The 16,375-nt window shown below is 50.4% G+C and carries 14 protein-coding genes and 1 pseudogene; 4 read left to right on the forward strand and 11 right to left on the reverse strand.

What is annotated here, in order from left to right; translation table 11 throughout:
• Positions 1 to 105 precede the first annotated feature (105 nt).
• A complete protein-coding gene (locus QPL96_RS02120; RefSeq protein WP_303285266.1) occupies positions 106 to 5,595 on the forward strand; it encodes a hypothetical protein in 5,490 nt (1,829 codons plus the stop codon).
• Positions 5,596 to 5,614: 19 nt separating this feature from the next.
• Here QPL96_RS02120 and QPL96_RS02125 read toward each other — a convergent pair whose 3' ends face one another.
• From QPL96_RS02125 to QPL96_RS02165, 9 genes are all read right to left on the reverse strand, one after another.
• Complete coding sequence (locus QPL96_RS02125) at positions 5,615 to 6,475, reverse strand: hypothetical protein (RefSeq protein ID WP_303285268.1); 861 nt, start codon at positions 6,473 to 6,475, stop codon at positions 5,615 to 5,617.
• A 437-nt stretch (positions 6,476 to 6,912) separates the two neighbouring features.
• A complete protein-coding gene (locus tag QPL96_RS02130; RefSeq protein ID WP_303285269.1) occupies positions 6,913 to 7,320 on the reverse strand; it encodes a nucleotidyltransferase family protein in 408 nt (135 codons plus the stop codon).
• Between the two features lie 67 nt (positions 7,321 to 7,387).
• On the reverse strand, positions 7,388 to 7,627 hold the full coding sequence (locus tag QPL96_RS02135) for a hypothetical protein (protein ID WP_303285271.1): 240 nt from the start codon (positions 7,625 to 7,627) through the stop codon (positions 7,388 to 7,390).
• Between the two features lie 11 nt (positions 7,628 to 7,638).
• The gene (locus tag QPL96_RS02140; protein ID WP_303285272.1) at positions 7,639 to 7,947 is read right to left on the reverse strand and encodes a DUF551 domain-containing protein; all 309 of its coding nucleotides are present in this window, start codon (positions 7,945 to 7,947) and stop codon (positions 7,639 to 7,641) included.
• 92 nt (positions 7,948 to 8,039) lie between these two features.
• A complete protein-coding gene (locus QPL96_RS02145) occupies positions 8,040 to 8,672 on the reverse strand; it encodes a metallophosphatase domain-containing protein (RefSeq protein ID WP_303285273.1) in 633 nt (210 codons plus the stop codon).
• 11 nt (positions 8,673 to 8,683) lie between these two features.
• Positions 8,684 to 8,881 (reverse strand): hypothetical protein, encoded by a 198-nt coding sequence (locus QPL96_RS02150; protein ID WP_303285274.1) that lies wholly within the window; start codon positions 8,879 to 8,881, stop codon positions 8,684 to 8,686.
• Positions 8,874 to 9,575, reverse strand: coding sequence for a metallophosphoesterase (locus QPL96_RS02155; protein ID WP_303285275.1), 702 nt, complete (start codon positions 9,573 to 9,575; stop codon positions 8,874 to 8,876). The genes QPL96_RS02150 and QPL96_RS02155 overlap by 8 nt, the downstream gene beginning before the upstream one ends.
• Before the next feature lie 312 nt (positions 9,576 to 9,887).
• Entirely contained in the window at positions 9,888 to 10,265 is a 378-nt protein-coding gene (locus tag QPL96_RS02160) for an antitoxin Xre-like helix-turn-helix domain-containing protein (protein WP_368388893.1), read from the reverse strand.
• Positions 10,172 to 10,504, reverse strand: a complete 333-nt coding sequence (locus QPL96_RS02165; RefSeq protein ID WP_303285278.1) for a hypothetical protein — start codon at positions 10,502 to 10,504, stop codon at positions 10,172 to 10,174. The genes QPL96_RS02160 and QPL96_RS02165 overlap by 94 nt, the downstream gene beginning before the upstream one ends.
• A gap of 352 nt (positions 10,505 to 10,856) precedes the next feature.
• On the opposite strand from QPL96_RS02165, the gene QPL96_RS02170 reads away from it, so the two are divergent.
• Together QPL96_RS02170 and QPL96_RS02175 are read left to right on the forward strand one after the other, a co-directional pair.
• Positions 10,857 to 11,480 (forward strand): hypothetical protein, encoded by a 624-nt coding sequence (locus QPL96_RS02170; protein ID WP_303285279.1) that lies wholly within the window; start codon positions 10,857 to 10,859, stop codon positions 11,478 to 11,480.
• 33 nt (positions 11,481 to 11,513) lie between these two features.
• Positions 11,514 to 11,648: a hypothetical protein gene (locus tag QPL96_RS02175; protein WP_303285280.1), complete on the forward strand. Its 135-nt coding sequence runs from the start codon at positions 11,514 to 11,516 to the stop codon at positions 11,646 to 11,648.
• A gap of 104 nt (positions 11,649 to 11,752) precedes the next feature.
• Here QPL96_RS02175 and QPL96_RS02180 read toward each other — a convergent pair whose 3' ends face one another.
• A complete protein-coding gene (locus tag QPL96_RS02180; RefSeq protein WP_368388899.1) occupies positions 11,753 to 11,887 on the reverse strand; it encodes an ATP-binding protein in 135 nt (44 codons plus the stop codon).
• Positions 11,888 to 11,983: 96 nt separating this feature from the next.
• On the opposite strand from QPL96_RS02180, the pseudogene QPL96_RS02185 reads away from it, so the two are divergent.
• A pseudogene (locus QPL96_RS02185) lies at positions 11,984 to 12,103 on the forward strand (IS30 family transposase); the annotation flags it as partial.
• A gap of 225 nt (positions 12,104 to 12,328) precedes the next feature.
• Here the strand turns inward: QPL96_RS02185 and QPL96_RS02190 are convergent.
• Positions 12,329 to 16,375, reverse strand: coding sequence for a DUF2357 domain-containing protein (locus QPL96_RS02190; protein WP_303285282.1), 4,047 nt, complete (start codon positions 16,373 to 16,375; stop codon positions 12,329 to 12,331).

The raw sequence follows: 16,375 nt of genomic DNA on the forward strand, positions 1-16,375 counted from the left end.
CACCAAGGGCGACTAATAAATAGTCGCTATTTGGCCTAAAGTTGCATGAAATCACATGATAAGAGATGATTGCTCATAATTTCGCCATGGTATTAAGAGCGATCAATGACAAAAAACGTCGTGCAGGATTGGCACAGATCTTCAGCGACTACTGCGGACAATATGACCTTAAGGCTCGGAGAGCGCTTTGGTGACCTGTGTCATTGGGCGGTGGACCAAGGGCTGGAGTTTCCAGTCGAGCTGAGTTTCCACATCCTCGGCTTAGACGAGTTCACGGTTGGCTTTGAAAACCTGGTCCAGGAGTTACGGCATCCTGAATCCGAGTCCATCCTCGCAGACTGGTCATTCAACCCAGTTGTCCACGAGCTAAAGAAATTCGCTGACGGGTTTGCTGCTGATTCAAGGTTGCCCAAACTCTACCCCAGCATTGGGCACGGCGGGGGTGCTAAGAGGAACAAGCGACAGTTCAAAGATCTCGCAAGCCGAACTTTTTTGTTGAGCTTGATTGTTAACCCGCTGGCCGCTAACACGGATGAAGAAGTCTTTTGTAATCGACGGCGCTTGCGTATCTGGCTCATTGGTCAAGCAGCGATTCGGCTCATTGATTTTGGTTGTGTTGCAGATACCTCCGTTAGCAGTGCGGCCAGGTTCTTACAAGCCGACTCGCTCGACAGTCGTTGGGCATTGATTGACGAGTTACTAAGTAGAACAAAGAAGCTGATCGGCTCCGCTCCAAATTCCTTTGAGAACTTCACCTCTGCAATGGAGAATGCGGCAGGTGTGATGAGGGAAGTAAAATCTCGCCCGAAAAGCCATAACGAATTTCTCAATGCGATACTCTCCATCGCGAGCGGCTCGTATCACCAAATCGAATCGCGAACTTCAGCAAAAACCACTGCGATTCCCCTTCATTTAAGATCCAAGCCCTCCCCGATTGATGAGTTGCCGTTCGAGTCTGGAGACTCGACGTACAGTGTTATCCCCTCGGTTTCTGATGACGATGAGGGCGAAACCTTTTCGTACGTCACTGAAGTTGATCCAACGGATAGTGCGGCCCAGCAAACTCTCAGCTCCGGAAGTGTGTTCATGCAGACAATGGAACTGGCCCATTATCTGCCGTGGACCTGGGATCGCCTTTTGCCTCCTGAGGTTCAGTTGGTCGAGTCCTGGGTTGAGCGCACATTGCAAACGATGGACAGGAGAGACCGGTTTGGCGGTGTTCTGGTTTGGGCAGCCATACAGTTATCTCGATCACTTCAGCTGGTTGAGCGAATACCAATTGGGACCGAGATGACCGATGAATGGAGCCTGAGTCCAGACTTCATGTTTCTTAAGCGGCGATCGCCGAGACGCCACAGTGCGTGGCGCCCTGATGACGTTAGTAGGAATCTCGTCGAGCCATTCCGTGACGATCTAGCCATCATCGTTCCAGAAAAAGTTAAGCAGTCCCTGGAATGGGTGATTGATGCCAACGAGTCTGGCGGGGAGCTCACCCTGGGGGCGGTCTGGAATAAGCTGTCGGAGATCAAGCTGGAAACCTGGTTCAATGGCCAGGCTGAGAAGCACTTTCCTCGGGTCACCAGCGCAAAGTTGGCGCAATGCAAAGGTCAGCAGTTATTCGGTCGAAGCGGCGACTTCAGCTTTTCGAGGTTGTTGGCGTCACATCCGAGAAGCGCACTTCCGGGAGCTTGTAGCTATGCTACTTGGGACGTTAAAGCGATCGAAAAAGGCTTACAGCTAGAAGTAACGAAAGGGCCCAACGAGCAAGATTCCCTTCATGTAATGGGAAGTCTTCTGGCCCCGCTTGAGTCAGTTCTGTCCGAGGAAATTCAGCAAGCCACGGAAAAGCTCGAGCAAGCAAGAGGACGAGGGCTTGTTTTCTATCACAATGTGCTGGGCCAGTATGTTGTAACGGCACTTTACGCTGCAAGTGGCGCCCGCCCGTTGAGGGATCCGTTTGAATCGATTCATCACTTCTCGTTATCGCGCCAGTGCGTCTACATCAACGACAAGAATGATGAAGGGCTCCATAACGGTCGTTTGGTTCCATTGCCGCAGGCTGCGATTGAGTTGCTGGCGCTCTATCTTGGTCATCTGAACCACTTGAGTCAGGCTATCGGTACCCACCGCCCAGAGTTGGCGGAGCAAATAGCCGACATGGTCCAAGGGCCTACGGCTATGCCGAGCATACCGTTGTTCTTTCTTCTTGATGACCACCTTCGCTGGCACTCCATGGCTGATGCCGCTGACCTGAGTTGTTCGCTGTTCGACTGGGGGCTGCCCAATAATTTGTTTCGCCACAGGTATGCCCAGCGGTTATTGAAAGAAGGGGTTGACCCGGAAGTCATCGAAGGGTGGATGGGGCATGCGGAACGGGGGGCTGCAAGTTACGGTGATTATTCCGCCCGATGTTGGGCAGAAGACGCAAAGAACTACCGCGATGTGATTGAACACGTGTTTCGTTCACTGCCCTTTGCGCTTCCAGCATCACTCCCGGAGCCGCCCCTGCTGGTTCTAGCCGACACCCCACCAGGAAGCTATAGAGAGCCCGAGGTGTTTGGGCACAGAGCCCGAGCCCGTGATCGGAAGAAAAAGCTGAAAGCCGCGATTCAACAGGCCCGGGCAGATATTGAGTTGATCCTGAATGGGCGGCCACTTAACGAAATCAGTGATGACGAACTGGTCCGGCTGAGTCATCGGATGCTGTTAAGAGAAAATCACTTGCCGCACCCGCAGGCCAGTGTACGTTTTCGGGTCCTTACCAAGCTCATGACACAGCCCGGGCAAGAGACCGATTCGATTCCTGAACCCAAAGGTAGCGACCAGAAAGAACGGGATGGGGCGCTGGACTCTGGAGCAGCAAGACAGAAAATCCTGAAAAAACGACTCATCAAGGTCAGCGATGAGCGATCGTTGATGAGTCCAGACATTGCAGCGTCTCTGACGGTGTGTGACCGCTTGCTACACTGGGCTGAGCTAACCAATAAATCCTCTTACAAGGCGAAGCTGTCGAAAACCCGTGCCCTTTGCTTGGGAGCCGTGCTGTTGTCGGTGGAAAAGCGGCTCGGATACCAGCAGTTATTGCTCGATGTGATCAAGGGGGATAATTTTCGTCTGATACAGCACAAGCGTCAGTATTTCTTCGAGTACAGCGAAACGCTCACGTCGGATGATTTCGTGACGCCGGTACAGAGGCTTGAGGTCAGTTTTAAGGTCGCCAGTTTGCTGGCCTACGGGTGGGGTAAGAAGTGCGGAGCCACTCTGCCGGCGCCCAAGGAGATAACCGAATTCAAGGGTCTGTTAGCGATCTATCAAGACAACCATTCAGGTCACCCTGATCCGTCAATGTTGGAACTGGTTGACTGGTTGTGCGGTGTCATCAATCAATCCAACCTGGCTGATATGCCTGGGATTGTTGCGGCGGCGTTGAGTGACCGCGCGCCACCAACCAGTGCTTCGATGTCGGATTTCGCCCGCATCCTTCATGACCGCGTTATCGATTTGCCAGGTGACGAGGATCAGGCTGCCGAACTTCCATCAAGACTTCCTGCGCGCTTACGAGATCAGGAAACCGATAAGACGCGACTCCAGGAAAACGCAAAAACCTTCACTCAACTCGTCACGGCTGCCTTGAATGAGTATGAGCCGAGACAGTCCAAAGCCCTTGAGTGCGATAAAAGTATTCAAACGATCTGTGAGAACTATCGTGGTTTGATCAGCCCGAGCTTGATTCTCAGTGGTCTATGGATTGCCGATCATGCTCGGCGTGGAAAAGCTAAATGGCGAAAGCGGTTCGATGCTTTCGCCAAGAATACGTTGACGACGTATTGGAGCTTGTTGTCCCCGGCGGTTCGGGGCTTGCTGTATGACGTTGATTTGGTGGGCCTCGACAGCGATGAGATCACGGAACTGTGCGCCGACATGCTGGAGTACAAAACTCTCACATCCCGGTACACCGGAGCGTTCGGCAAAAGACTCAAGGATTTTTTTAATTGGGCCTCACGGTACGGCGTGGCCTCGCCTGAGTGGGATGAGCTGGATATCACCAGTGATTATCGGTCGGTGAGCCCTGGGCTGATTACTGAAACTGAGTACCAGGCTGCGCAACAGGTCATTCAGGAAGACGGTAGTCTGGAGGTCGATGATAAGAGGATGCTGGGATTTGTTCTTCTCCTGACCTACCGTTTTGGCTTGCGAGCCAAGGAGGCAATCAATCTATTGCGCAAAGATTGGTGCGAAGATGAGCGGTTCCACTGGGTCCTGGTTCAAAATAACCAGTACCGGAAATTGAAAAGCAAACCAAGTCGTCGTGCTGTGCCTTTGCTTTTCACGCTGTCTGAGATCGAGCAAGATCTCATTGATGGTGTTCTGGCCCGCTATCAAACGATTGCCTGGCCAGAAACCAATCGGCCCATTCTCTGTGAAACCTCGGACAAAGGGGTTCCGGTGCTCACCAGTCTTGCGCCGCGGATATCCGAGGCGTTGATTCGTATTCTTCGCAGTGTCACGGGCAATCCCACACTGGTTCTTCATCACTGTCGCCACAGTTTTTACAACCGGATTGTTCCAGCGCTGTTCGGCCTCGATAGCCCTCTGTCGAATAAGCTAACTGACGTCCTCGATCATCCTGCCTTGAAACGTTTGATACTGGGTGAAGCGGATGGTGTCTCACGTCGAAGTGCAATGGCTGCAGGCCGCTTGATGGGGCATCGCTTTCCGAGTACAGGGCTCAAAAATTACTGTCACCTGGTGACGGATTGGATCGATCGGTTGACTCCGGTAGTCCACCAGCGAGCCCGCAAGTTAGCCGGCGTTGTTCAAATTTCCGAACTGCCAACGAGACCGGCAACGGCCTCTCCGGAAATGGTAGCTGCACTGGATTACCCGGCCCCTACGTTAGGTGCCCTCTTGAGAACACTTCGGCTTGTGGGGTTGGGGCAACGCTACGAGCGGGCCGCAGAGCTCATGAAGATTCATCCTAACGTTCAGGCGCAGTTGAAGTCCCTCATCAACCTAGCAAATGATCGCATGAGGTTCAGCTCACCCACTGACAAAAACGTAAAATTGAAGGGTGAGGATTGCCCTAATGCTCTGCTGGAGACCGTCTCGGATCAAGCCTGGAGCAGACTGATCCATCACGCTGAGTCTTTAAGTGAGGAAAAGGTTCTTGGTTGGAGCGGTGTCTCGACCGATTACCTGGATGAACTTCGCTACATGGTGAGCCCGAATCGCCAACTGCTCATGTACCAGGCTTCGCATTTTGCATTGGTAAAACACGTTACGGATTTGTTTCAAGTACCGAGTAGTCAATTTAAAGTTGTTGCAAAAAATGGACGCGCGGAGATCATGACCGAAATGCGGGCTGCTGGTTTTGATGTGCTTCCGGATACCTCAATCAGGTTCAACCTGGATGGCTTTTCAGTGTATATGCAGGATCGAGGTACGAACACTAACGTTAAGGACTATGGTGGATTGGTACTCTCGCGATCTAAGGCTGGAATTGTCCGCAATTCCTTTGAGCTCGTTCTGGTATTCCTCGCTGTCGGTGTTCTGATCCAAATAGACACCGGCACCATCGGCATCGGTGCCGCCTAGGACGACAATCAGTAGCGCTCTACAGCGCCAACTGACCGCAAACGATTTTTGTCTGAATTTCCTCTTCGGTAATGGGTCGGATATCCTTCACGTAGCGCCTAACAACACCTTTGAGGTCTTGTCTCTTGCAAACGGTAACCTCGACGGCTTTGATAGGTTCGAGGAAGGCCTCGGCGGCGATGCGCAGCTGGTTTTCCTGCTCAGCGGTGTATGTATCTGTTCGGTCCGTCTGAGGTTGTCCCGTATCGTTGATTTTCCGAAGAAAGATCGACAAATCATCCGCTTTGATTCCATCGGATAGCGCCAGAAAAACCTCGTCACTTGAATCTACGACATCCGACTGTGCCGGTTTGATTTTGCCCTGAATGGGGAGCGGTTGGAGACCTGAATTGGGGAACGAACATTCAAACGGTGCGGTGATTGTCTGGTTCTTATGTTGTCGACGGTACTCTATGGCTGCTTCCCTCACAAACTTGCGTTGCTCGGCAGTAAGGGTTGTCGAGGGCGGCGAGAAGATATCCGCGCCGAACTCCAGAATTGACGAAGTAAACTCAAACAGGACCTGACGCAGCTTCTCTACCGTGGCATCGCCAACGTGCTCTGACGCCGACTTTACGAGGAGAAGGATAAAAAATGGGTCAGACGGGTCCCAAGCTTCGATCAGACAGTCCTGGGATGTAAATGTCAGTTCGTCCTCTAAAATAAACGTTCCGGCGTAGTCCTCGAATAACGCAAGCACCCCTCCCAGAAAATTATCGAGCGCAGGATTTTTGGTGCGCTTCCGATTAATTGCGTAGACATGATCTGAAAGTGGACTAAAAGCGCTGTTCTTCAGACGGATAAACGTTATGGTGCTTCCAAACAAATGAAGTTCCTGCATGATGGATCTCCAGCATCGAATTTGATTCATCGCACTCAAGGGAAGGAACTTCAGAACGGCGGTGGTGTTGATTTCGGCACCTTCACGATGTATTCCTAGAGCTTCCCCATGAACTACAGCAGACGTTATATCCGCATTTTCATTTCGGCTACCGTAACCCTACATCTTGTCCAGGTATCCGGACTTTTGGCCACAACAGAGAAAGTGTATTTCTAATCACTGATACTTTTGGTCGCCAAACTGTCTTTTTTCGTGGCTAATACAACGAGATGGTAAGAAGTCACCAAATCTTTTGGTCGGCAGATGGAACCGATGAGGAGATTGAGGGGGAGGGGAACAAAATAGCAGATACTGGGAAAAGGGATTGAGCGGACTGGAGGAGCCCGTGAGTTCATTGTTTCCATTCCACTGATTTCAATGCCTGACAGCCAGCTTAGTTATCCCGCGTGCCAAAGCACAATGCCGTCCATGGCAAGGTTTTCGAGTAGCTCTGGGTTGGAGTAGTCCCTCGGGCTCGCCCGTTCACGCTCCCAGATTGGCAGGGCCTGAATCAACACACCAGTATCCAAAAGCACATCAAACGCCAGACCAGCCATCTCCATCTTGGTCTCAACGAAATCCCCTGGCTGCCCGGCCAAAATCACCGCGACATCGGCATCGCTTTCGTCGTGACAATCACCACGGGCCCGGCTGCCAAACAGGATCATTTGAACGATATCGAAACGATCGGCCAGCTTTTCACGAAAACGCAGGACCGCCTCCCCAATATCAACCTGCTCACCCATAACGACCTGTTCCAGACCAACCGGCGCAGCCTGTTCCCACTCCCGAACTATTTCTGGCATGGGGGCGCTGGGGTCACACTGAGCCATAAGGTCATTCAGTCTGTATGATTTTTTCCCTGTCATAACTCTACCTTCTAGTGCTTCTACGCCCCCAAATCACTAGGGCATGCAGCGCTCCGGTTTCCTGGCTGGAGAACCTGTCGAGTGGTTGGTATTCACCATCCCACTCCTGAGCATGTCGGTACCGGACAACCTGTTCTGAGGTGAGCTCGACAATATCGTCGAACCCTGTTTCGTAACCCTCAACGAGCACTGGCGTATCCGGTGGCAGGGCTTCCAGGCGCGCAATCAGTTCTTCTGCTGTCACGTTAGACACCCTCAGAGTATGGAAGATTCGTCGTCATCCAGATTAACGCGCACACTCTTTTCATTCATCCGCTCTTTGCACAGGTCAACGAGTACGTGATCATCAATTGATGTTGCAAGCCATTCAGGTAACTCGCCCTTGTCCGGCACAGGCATCCATCCAGCAATAGTGATGCCTTCAGGGATATTGACCCACTGCCCATCCACAGCATAGGCATCAGTAATGCCGCTGTTTCCTCGACCAAGCCAATGCCCGAGGTACAGAGCGATAACAACCTCCATATCCGCTGGCATTTGTTCTTTACAGTTAATCCACGTCATTAGACTCGCCATCTCCGAGGATTCTTAATCATTCAGATCAACCTGGCACTTTTCCTGAAGTGGTGGACTTTCCTCGGTCAAATTTGACCGTCTCAAACGTCCACCACAATTGGCGCGTTGCGCGGCTCATACCGTACGGTGCAGGCACTGGCATTGATCAGGCGCGTTTTTCCCCGCAGGTACTCCCCATAGCCTTCATGGATATGGCCAAAAATGTGCGCCTTCAGTGAAAGCTGATGGATTCGAGCTAGCAGATCAACGCAGCCTACATTTTGACACTTGAACCCCAGGTTCGCCTCATCACCAATACCTTTGGGTGGCCCATGGGTGATGAGCACATCGGTGTTATCAGGAATTAGCTGCCATTTCTGGTACAGCGGTTCACCACGCTCCAACATGAACGCCCAATCCATAAACGTGGGCGTCCAAGGTGAACCCCAAAATCGAATGCCCTCGATCTCCACGCTGCTGTCTTCCAGGTAAACCGCATTGGTCAGCGCCTCTCGGGCCAATTCTGGAGTTTCCTGAAACGCCCAGTCATGATTTCCGGCAATCACAATCTTATGCCGGTGCGGCAGCATTCCAAGCCAATCGTTGAGGTCTTCGATGTTCTCCAGTGTTCCTTGGCCCAGGCAATCACCGGCATGAATTAGCACGTCGCCATCGGGAATATCTGGAATGCGACGGTGCAGGCTGTGAGTATCTGAGATACAGACCAGCTTCATTCAGTCCACTCCTATGGCGTTAACAGTTCTGGTTCCAGGCGCCAATCCATATAAGGAAGCAATTGGCCCATGTTGCGCGCATCGTTCACACTGCAACCGTACTCAATAATTTTTATATTGTGGAAGCCTTGCAGCACGCCCTCCTGGCTTAACCGGGATTCCCAACAGTTGGCTTCGAGATCTACGATCAGCAGTTTGCCATTATTCATGTCGCGGCACCTTTGCCACCATGTCTACTAATTGGTGCGCCGGCATCAACGGCACCCGACCGGTTTTTGCCAGAGTATCAATCCAGAGCTGATTGCCCTTCTGAACCATCTCGTCGGTCCCAATGTGGCCCGACACCACGGCCGAGATGCCCGAAATGGCATGATCCGCCCCCTGCGCCCGGCTCCAGGGCCAGGTACACTCAATGGCAAAACGCTCTGAGAAGGGGCTGTCCTGAACGGTGCACCAGTCATCGAATGGACTTTGGGCATGCACCAACCCGAGTTGGCCGTCCTCGCATTCCAACGTGATGGTGAGTGGAAACTGGTAACGGCATCGGGTTGCCAGGCTCGTATAGGAAACCTCGTCAAGGGTCGCGGCCCAGTCACCGCCCATGCCCCGATGCTTGTATCGGCTTCGGCTATCTTCAGCGCCAGCGATAAACATTAACTCATGGTTGCCCATCACGCTGTGTACCCAGTCCGTTGTCAGCACCCACTCCAGAAGAGCCCGGGATTCGGGCCCGCGATCAATCGTGTCTCCCAGCAGAAACAGACGATCAACCACTTTGTTGAAACCAGCATCCGACAACGCGGCTTGCAGAGCCTTGAACTCGCCGTGAAGGTCACCACAGACCCAATCCACTCCGGTCGGATTGGCGGCAAAAAGTCGGTGCGGGGTCAGTCGCATGCTCATCAATAAGCACCATATGTAGGCATATTGCCTTTCATTAACAACAACATATGGCTACAGGCTAGCAATGCCAATCAAAAAACACCAGCGTTGATACGAGCCCGGAAATCTCAGGGAGAAAGCACTGGAGTAGTGCAGCTACTCCAGTGCTCTGCCTTCAACCAGTTCCGCATGGCGTCCCCACGTTTTAACTGGCTAGGCCTCGGGTGCCCCATGTTGTGCCAGAAAGGTTTAAAGCGCCCCGGGTGAAGAGTACAGAGTGCCGTCAGGCCGGTAATGTATGTAATCGGCATAGTTATCGCCCTGCGGTGGCAATTACCCCGCCCGTTTTGCATCAAAGTAGCGTCGAACTTCCATGAGATGCTTTAGGGAGCCTCGCGCCATAAAGTCCAGGGCAGACGTTCCAGCAAAAGGAGCTTCACTGGTTTCCAGGCGAATCCGGCGGTTGGCGCGTTCGGCCGTTGGATACATGACCCTCAGAGATTCGTAGATGCCCAGAATGTAGCTGATACGCTCCAGGGTATTCCTTGAGAGCTTTGCCTGTGGCAACGCCTGATACCTGGCCAGCGTGCTCTGGGACACACCGCCGAGCATCTGCATCATTTCTTCCTCGGTGCAGCCCCACTCACGGCAGATACCAAAGAATCCTTTGAGAGCCACATGCCCTTTGGCTTTTTCGTCATCGACGGCCATTCTGTTCGTCCCTTCTTGGGCTGCTCTTGATCTTCCATAAAGTCATCACTGACGCCTTCAGAGTCGAAATACTCGTCCCAAACCGGGTCGGTCGGCCGGTCATAGCGCTTAACCGAACCTTTGAGGCGTTCCAGAGGTGTAAGCTCCTGAGGCAACGGCTCGGCCAGCTCATCGGCATGGGCGGTGTGGGGATTGAGGTCCTCCAAGAGCTCTTTTTCGGTTAGGCGTTTCATCGTCATGGTAGAGCACTCCATGGTCACAAGAGGGGCACAGATCAAGAAACCATAACCCGCTTTGATCACGTGGTCGAGTCAGTCTCGAAGTGCAACTGCGCAACAACCTGATGTTAGTTTATGCCGTTGCCTATTGATGGTAAGTGGAAACAATCGGTAATAATGTTAATGAAGATTGCGGTGTTCGGCGTGATAAACCGTGATTGAGTAAATTATCGTAAAATCCAGACTACGATATTATCTGACTCCAGAATTTCATAAGGGAACTCGCACCAATGCAGTGCAGAATTTGGAGCAGACCCCGGTTACCAATTTAGCGCCAGCTTTGTGTTGGTGATCCGAATGGAGGGTTTGAAACGTGCCATCAGAAGACGAAATTCGTGATCAACACGCCACTGAAGTGAGTCAAGACTATCTGGCCTACATTATGTCTCAAAACATCCAGAACAGCATTTCGAACTCACAGCCCGATAACGAAACTCGTCAGAAGAGCCAGCCTCTATCGCCAAAAGAAAAGGACATTCTCAAAGCCGGCGGAGCGCGGTTCACAGACGCTGACGGCCATGCCATCGAAGAAATAAGCCGCAGCCAGATCCAGCGGCTCCAGAATGAGGTGCGAGATATCATTGAGCAAGCGCTTACTCTGGACGAGGTAGCCCAACGTCTTTCCACATCAAAGGAAGCGGTTCGCGGTCTTCTTGCGAAGACACCCCCGGGGCTTTACACATTTAAGTCTCCCAGCAGAGTGTCGTTGTTTCCTCTTTGGCAGTTTACAAAGGAAGCCACTCTCCCCCATCTTCAGATCATTTTGCAGAACCTTGGCCCGGGTGTGAACCTGCTTACCCTGAACCGGTTTATGACGACCGAAAACGGTGATCTGCTGCTCGGCAACCGCTGCCTAAGCCCAAGGGATTGGCTCGCCTCAGGCCATGACCCCTCGGAAGTTGAGATACTCGCCAGAGATATCTCCGGGCAGGTATGATGAACACCCAGCACTAGATAATGCGGAGGCACCATGAATATGACAGCAGCCCTCATCGGCTATGGAAGCTTTGTCTTGTCGTTACTGGCCATTGGTGTTGTTGGGTATTGGAAGGCCGATGCCCTGGAAGCTTGGGCTAGGCGAAGATTTGAAGGCGCAAGGGGCTGAGGGATGGAGGATTCAGTGCTTTAGAATCCAGTGTAATCCCCATTGCGTATTCCGGCGAACGTGGCCAGTCATTCCGGGGATCGTGACCGTTTTGCACTCGACCATCACGCTGGAGTCGGTTTTCTACTCTGAGCGGTCACGATGGCCGTAATATGCACTTTGGCCTTTCGCAGTGATTCCCCCGTCAGATTGAGTCGGTGAGCGCCGTGCAGAAGCCGATCCAGGATGGCGTCGACCAGCCTGGCAGAGCCGCTGTAGTCGTGCCAGTGTTCGGTGGGTAGCTGGCGATGAGCGTCGAGCTAGCAAGCCCCGGCCGTGTCGGTCCTTAATCGCCGGGCTATTCCCAGAAGCAGTTAAATTAATTTGCAAGGAAGCTGAATGAACGACCGAGGAAAACACTCGACTACCTGACACCTGTGGAGAAGCTACAAAGTATATTTGCGTTGTCCGGTTGAACTCACCGTAGACTTTTTAAGACCTCCTTTTCTTCCTCCGCCCGCCGAAGTCGGAGTGACAGAATACAACTCAATTGGTGAATAGCGCCGGATATTAGAGGCTCTGCTATTTCCCTAGAATCTGAGGCAATCCGAATTGAATGGGTGTTCACGATGGACCGGAAAGCAAGGCTCTACAGAAAGTCGAGGTTGTTGGTGAAAGAAAAGGAGGTATTAAAAAGTCACTCACTCTGCATCACTAACTCCTGTGATAACAATAGTATTTGCTCCGGATTCACCGGTTAAATACATTCGCAATACATATAGCAGATCTGGAGTACTGCGGAACAATTCAGGCTTATCAATTTTAAGGCTGATTCGGGACTTTAGTTCCATATTGTTTTCAATCACTATTTTTGAGACCTCCTCCACCAAGTTTACATATTTTTTGGTCAGATCCTTATCTGGAGCTAACATTGCTTTGAAAGCTTTACCCTCATTCGCTCGGCCTCTCAAGAGCGCAAGAAGTAGTTCTAAATGCTTACAGAGGGTTGCGATCTGATATCCTTTTCCATCTCTTACGATTTTTTGGAGGTCAAATTCGAGGCACCCATATAGGCTTCGTCCTAAGCTTTGCATTTCCTCTTCAGTCAACTTAAGAACCAACTCTTTAGAGCGCCAGAAGGCTATCGACAAAACCTCCATAGTGATGGATCTGATTAACCCCTCACTATCAATAGGATTTATAACATTATCCAATAACATCTTTTGCCACGGCAACTCGGCACTACCGATGGAAAATGCAATATTCCTGTAGTACTTCCGTAAAAGCTGTTTATCCTTAACCGCATCAAGTAGTCGACTTCTCACAATTCCTGGGGCGTCCTTGTGAAGGCAGCACAAAAAGAAGAAAAGCTCTTCTTTAAGAGTGTCGGACGTACTATCAGATTCAATTATTGAAAGGGCACTTTCTACCCCTTCAAATATCGAGCTTCTAAAATGGTCAGGGACATCTGACTCTGAGAGGGAGTGACCGTGATTCCAGATAGTTAATGCAGGAAATCGAAGGCTGAAGATTCCTTTTTCAGCATTATTCATCATTCTAGAAAACTTCCCATTGATGGTATCCTGTGCCGTCTCCTGGAGGCTCGGAGGCAAGCTCTCTGAAAACGAAATATTTGCTCCAGAAGAACCTTTTTCATTTGTAAAAACATCCAGATATACCGAGCACCCTTCATGTAGGGAGTTTTCATCAACTGCCTCAATAAATTTAGAGCTGTGGCAAAAAACACTATCGCCCTCAACATCGACTCGGCAATAATATTTCCCGTTGCGGTCAGTGGCTCCCCAGTCAAAATGGCCGACTTTCCTTCTACTAAGGATAGCTTGAACTTCCTGTTCATGATTGAACGAGCTTAGCTCGTCCAAAACAGAAAGTTTAGAGCAACACCAGTCCAGAAGGTCAGAGAAGCTCTTGCCATCTTCTTTAGGAAACTTCTGAAAATCGGACCAGCTTTTACGGGCCGGGAAATCTGGAACCGGTAAGTTCTCAAGATCGGCAACCTCGCCCTCTGAAGCTGAACGCCACTCAACTCGAATAGATTTAAAACCTGCTTCCGCTGAATCCAGCGGAATGAATCTCAGTTCGTATGGATCATCAGCGCCATAAGTATAGGTCATCTTCAGCTTGCAGGCCGTGGCCTTCTTTAAAGGGAATGCTGGCGATTTCAGGTATGCAACAAAATGTAGCTCTTTATTGCCTTCTCCCTGCTGTAGAGGAAAACTGTAATGCATTTGTCCGGCTGGAAGAGTAAATGACTCTTCCACTGGTATATTCACAGTTCTGCCACGTTGCGGTGTCACTGTTGCATCTTTTACCAGATAGAAATTTTCAAAGAGCCCATCACGTACAATTCTGATCGACAGCTCTGGCAGATGATCACGCCAAAGGGCAATGTCATCAACTTCTTTCTGCCATCTGTTTAAAGTCTGGCAGCCTTTAATTGGTGACCATGCAGAGCCCAGCCACTTGTAATCCATTCGCACATCAGGTTTCCTCATTGTATCTTCAAGAGGCAGGATAAAGACACCAACTCCCCGAGAATCCCCGTTTGTAGAGTTCAGGCAGTCACTGATAGCGTGGTTTGATAATATGTTGAGATCTAGATCCTGAGTCAGAGCCTCTCGAATAGAATCCGGCAAGTGATACCAGTGATCATCGTTCACAAAAGACACCTGCCCGGAATCACTGACTAAACCATCGAAGCCGAACAAATGGAGGAGTTCTTCAGATGTCTGGCAGCCATTACGGTCAAGATTGCGGGCCATGGCAGTATGAATGCCTCTGTTTGGATTAATAACCGTAGGATGTCTTTCCCAGCTAATGCCTTGTGTCTCAGGCAATATTTCGTCCAGCTCTTTTTGGTATATTGCCTGAACTGGGGTTATTGAAATGCCGCCGTCAAATGAATCAACCACCAGCACAAAATCTTTCTCTCGAACTCTGTCCTGTACAAATTTCTTCGATGATTGCCATGCAAAGATAGCGGCTATGCTTTTGGGAAGCGGTGTCGAATCGCCAAAATAAAAATTGACGCTTTTTCTTATTCCCTCCAGATCGAAGTCATTGCCCCAATCGGGGACAAGATAGGTCAGCTTGTCCGCCTTGATATATTCACTCAACTTTTTAATAAAAAACATCGATGCACTGCTTTTGGTGTCATCGGGCAGTGTTGAGCTATGTGAAAAGAGGCTCCTCATGCTAACCGTTTCAATATCGGAATACAGGGCGATTGATTTTGCGTAACCGCAGTCTATTACCGCCCCTCCATTAATATTTAAGGGCCAGCGCTGTTGTAGCAACCTGAACGGCAGATGCGCCTGAGAGCCTATATTATTCGTGAACGTCGGACGGATAGAACACAGGTCAACAACAGATCTATCTATCCGTATTGGATCACTTTGATTATTTGTCGGCGCAGAGTATTCAAACGAGGCATCCGCGACAAATGACAGTATCGCCTTCGGTATCTCTTTGAGAGATGCTGGCTCTATTTTTATTTTCTTTTTTGCGCCCTGAACTTGCTCAATAACCAGATTCTCGGAAACGATCTGTAATAAATACTTATCCTCACCGATTTGTATCCTCCATTTATCACCCGTCAAATTGAAATCGACAGGGATGATTCCTGCTGGAAGGGTTATGTCGTCAGCACATTCGCCCTGTCGGTTGCTGCCGATAACAAAAGAAACTTCATCTCCAGCGGATAGTGAATTGATGTCTAATTTTCGGGATAGATTGTATATGTTGAAATACAGGTCTCTTCCATCATCAGAGGTGATAAACCCGAATGACTTATCGGGCTTTATGAACTTTATCTTCCCATTGATCTTTGAGTCGAACGCAGGAAACAAATATCCCCGAACGGGCAATTCTGGAGCTATAGAAAAATTATCATAGTCGAGACCGACCGGCTGCTGAACTGTTCGAAAACGACCACTATCGTTAAGCAAGGAAAGGGTATTCCAATAAATAACGCTGAGGATATCGCTATGGACTCTTTTGCTGTCCCCTGTAATCTGCTCGTCTATGGTTTGGAGCCAGAGCCAACCATCCCAGACTTTTCGATAACGCTTATCCTGAAGAAGCGTGTTGTTGGGCGGAAGATTGCCCCAATTGCCAATTTCAGCGGCATCTTCAGTTCTAAGCCAGCGCTGGAGGGAAACAAGCAGTTCCTCACAGGTCTCTTCTGCCGCTGCAGACAAAGCATACTGTCTTTCAATCAGAATCTGCTCCAGCCGGAATAGAAAAGCTCTTAATAGTCGGTTTTCTGCCGTATCAACACTGGATCTCCGCCTGACAGCCTTGATATAAGGTTTACCGGAAAGTTTCTCGCGGAGTGTTCTTCCCGGCTGACGGCTGAGCCATTGCACACTGTTGCTGTCAACCTCTCTTGCCGCATGTATTGGCAGCATGGCATGCTCTCGTAATATCTTATCCCGAGTATGCTCCATGATTGCCAGAACAGCTTCCTTCGTGTGCGACACAATTCGATAGATACGGTCTTTTATCTCACCCTCAGGTGACGCATCCTGCAACGATTTCGCCACAGCATCCAAAAAATCGACAATGCCGGTATACAGGGCATGCCCGGAAACAGGGTCGAAGCTTGATACTTCCGTCAGCCAGTTGCGAACGATAAGTATCCAATTTGCTTGGGTCTTTACCTCATCCTTATCGTTTAGCCCGCTATAAACAGATTCAATAGAGTCAAATTCAATGGTTCTTTCCAT

Source organism: Marinobacter sp. SS8-8, assembly GCF_030540945.1.
Taxonomy (GTDB): domain Bacteria; phylum Pseudomonadota; class Gammaproteobacteria; order Pseudomonadales; family Oleiphilaceae; genus Marinobacter.